This window comes from bacterium (genome assembly GCA_040755795.1).
Taxonomy (GTDB): domain Bacteria; phylum UBA9089; class CG2-30-40-21; order CG2-30-40-21; family SBAY01; genus JBFLXS01.
Genome location: JBFLXS010000422.1, coordinates 1 through 3381 on the forward strand (window position 1 = coordinate 1; position 3381 = coordinate 3381).

General features: G+C 34.9%; 2 protein-coding genes. Both read right to left on the reverse strand.

The features are described 5' to 3' along the window. Nucleotides 1–244: 244 nt before the first annotated feature. Nucleotides 245–880, reverse strand: coding sequence for a MotA/TolQ/ExbB proton channel family protein (locus AB1414_17735; GenBank protein MEW6609256.1), 636 nt, complete (start codon nucleotides 878–880; stop codon nucleotides 245–247). Nucleotides 881–1127: 247 nt separating this feature from the next. Next, complete coding sequence (locus AB1414_17740; GenBank protein MEW6609257.1) at nucleotides 1128–2510, reverse strand: peptidylprolyl isomerase; 1383 nt, start codon at nucleotides 2508–2510, stop codon at nucleotides 1128–1130. Between the last annotated feature and the right edge of the window lie 871 nt (nucleotides 2511–3381).

A 3381-nucleotide genomic window follows, 5' to 3' on the forward strand; every position in this document is an offset into this window, starting at 1 on the left:
TAACATGCAAATTCAATCTTAACAGAGCACTATAATCTTTGCGTTCTTTGCGGTTAATTTCTTTGCGTTCTTTGCGGTTAAAAAAGGATAAACCACTTAATCTTAAAAAAAACTTGAATATCGAGTATTAGATATCTTGCAATGACCTGAACGCTTACAATTTTGTTTTCCCATGTCGACCTATTTCACAGGTCGAATCTTTGTGGTTTTTTATAGTCTTAACTAATTTAGCCTTTAACGGCATTTATCTCTTTCTTCTTTCAGTTTCGGTGAGGATTTCAACTAATCTTGCGGTATAAATTCTAAATTCCTCTCCAATAGTATTTACCTTAATGATAAAATAATTATAGGCAGCTACGGCAATAATCGCTACAAATAATCCTCCAGCAGTGGCGACTAAAGCCTCAGATATACCTCCAGCAACAACATCTATTCCTCCGGTACCAGTTAGACCAATATTATGAAATGCACGAATAATCCCTAATACAGTGCCAAATAGTCCAATAAAAGGAGCGATACTTCCAATCGTTCCCAGCATCCAGATATACCTTTTTAAATCGAGTGATTCTTCTATCCTGACACGGTCTAAACCCTCGATAATCTCATCCTTACTCCGGTCATATCTTAACAACCCTTCTTTAAAGATAAGAGGAAGTGGTCCTGTAACCATCTCACAAAGATTTATTGCCTCCATAACATTACCTTTGAGAATACTATTTTGAATCTTATATAAGAGTTCTTCAACATCTATATTTATTTTTCTAAAACTCCACATCCGTTCAATAATAATTGCCAGGATAAGAATCGAGCAAAGTCCTAATGGAATCATTGCAATTCCACCTTTAAAGATAATATCTAATAAAGTTTCATTTGCAAACATTATGGTTAACCTCCTCTTTATTTGGTAACTGGTAACTGGTGAATGGTAATTAGTTATCAATTACCCTTTCCGATTACTTATTTTGTAATGAGTCAGTATTATACCACTCATTTGGGGGTAATGTGTAATAAAACATTAGCCCCCCCAACCTTCTTTGTTAAAGGGGAATTTTGCCTACAAACCTGCAGTTCTGCTAATCCTCCAAATCTCTAATCTCTAATTCCCCATTTCACTGACCCATTACGATTTATAGATTTATTGTAATCTTTGCCGATAGTTTTTTCTTTTTATACCAATCGTCTAATGCCATTTCTTTCTTTTTTTTAAGAATATCCTGTCTAATCTTTTCTTTTTCTTTCGAATATTTTATTTCATCAATCTGTCTTTCTATCAATTGAGCGATTAAAAAGCCTGACCATATCTTAATCGGCTGACTTATCTGGTCTTGTTTTAAATTGAATATCTCCTCTATCTCCGGGAAATAACCTAATTCTGAAACAGGTTGTTGATGTCCGAAAGATTCAGTTTCCTTTATCTCTAAAGAATACTCTGTAGCGACAGTTCCAAACCCTTGCGTTATTTTACTATAAATTTCATCTATTTTTGATTTTGCTATTTTTTCTGCCTCTTGTCTTATTTTTTGATGATGAATTGTATTTTTAATCCCTTCGCTCGCCTCAGATAGCGGAATAGTGCGGGCTTGTCTTTTGTCTTCAAGTTTAATGATATGGAATCCAAATTGGGTTTCGACAATATCGCTTATTTCACCTAATTTTAAGTTAAAAGCGGCATCTTCGAATGGTTTAACCATTTGTCCCCGGCTAAAGAAATTTAAATCTCCACCTTGATTTTTAGATGGGCAGGCAGAATATTTCATAGCTAATTCTTCAAAACTGCCACCTGCTTTTATCTCTTTTAATATATCTTCAATCTTTGCTTTTGCCTCTTTTTTATTGTTTTCGGGTTTTATCAAGATGTGTCTTGCTCTGACTTGTTCAGGTTGTTGATAATCAGTGAGGTGCCTGCGGTAATAATCTTCAATCTCCGTGTCGGTAATGGTGCCAGCATCGATTTTATCTTCTTCAAATTTTATCAGGACATATCTTATCCGAATCTTCTCGTTAGTGGTGCAAAATTCTTTTCTTATCTCCCCTTCCGAAACCTTAACTGCATTTTTTATTCGTTCCTCTAATTTAGTTCGCATAAGGATCTTGCGCTGTCGTTCATAGATTTTACTCCAGTCAATTTCAGGATTAGCTAATGCCAAACGATATTTTGTTTCATCAAACTTACCTTTAGCATCTTTAAACTGTGGGCTATTTTTTATGCTTTCGTCAAGCTCTTTTTCTGTTACCTTGATAACTTTTTCTGCCTCTTGAGAAAGTAATGTATCACGGATTAAACCTTCAATTACTACATTTTTTAATGCTTCCTCCCATTCCTGCGGGAATTTGCCATATTTCTGTTTATATAAATCACGGTGGTAATCAAAAGCCATTTTATATTGAGCATAAGTAAATTTTGTTTCATTAACCGTAATGACCACCTGAGAAAGAGGTATCTCCTTAGATTCTATTTTTAAACAACTTAAGATTAAAAACAAGATAATGAAAAGAGTAATTTTTTTCATTTCAATGATTAAGTATAACAAAAGAGGTGAATAAAGTCAAGTAAAAAAAATGCGACCTCAGGTCTGAAGAATAAGAGAGCGTTGCGTAGGACATAAAGTTATATCTATGGTCCCTGGCATTGTGTTACCTCATTTCTTGCCATCTTTTTGTATTTTTTGACATTTTGGAATCCCAAAAAACAACCCAGAGGGTCATTAACCAGTCGATATAGCAGTTATTATTCAAAACTTTACTTAGAATTAAATACTCGTAGTGAATTAACAAGATATGCGTGAACCATTACTCCACTATGTCAAATTAGGGCTATAACTCTCTATATCTTTAGACAAGACAATTATGTCCATTTGGCTTGCCTTCTCCCATTTCGTAACTATTCACCACGAAGAGCACGAAGGGCAGGGAGATGTTACAGAACAAATCTCTTTACTGTGATTCAGACACTGGACATCAGACACAAGACTATAGACTCTACTTATGCAGGAAATTAGCGGCATTTAAGAAGCCTTCCTCAAAACTTCACCCTCTGAATTTTTCCCTAAGCCTTACCTACAGAAGTATAGGTAGCTCTCCCAAGCCTTCATTCTTCTGCAATTTCTGCCCCTTTTAGTCTGATGTCTATAGTCTACTGTCTGAATCACAGCTTCATGAATTCGATAATTCATCAAATTTCACTTCGTGCTCTCCGTGCCCTTCGTGGTGAATAGTTACCCCATTTCTTATGATAAAATGGAAAAAATAGAAGGTGAAAATTCTACCTCATCCTTCATTTAATGTCCCATAGGGACAACATATCGGTAGAAATAAATATCCTACAAACATAAATGCCGTAGGCATGAGATAGTTAAAATTCAATCGGTTTAAAAATATATC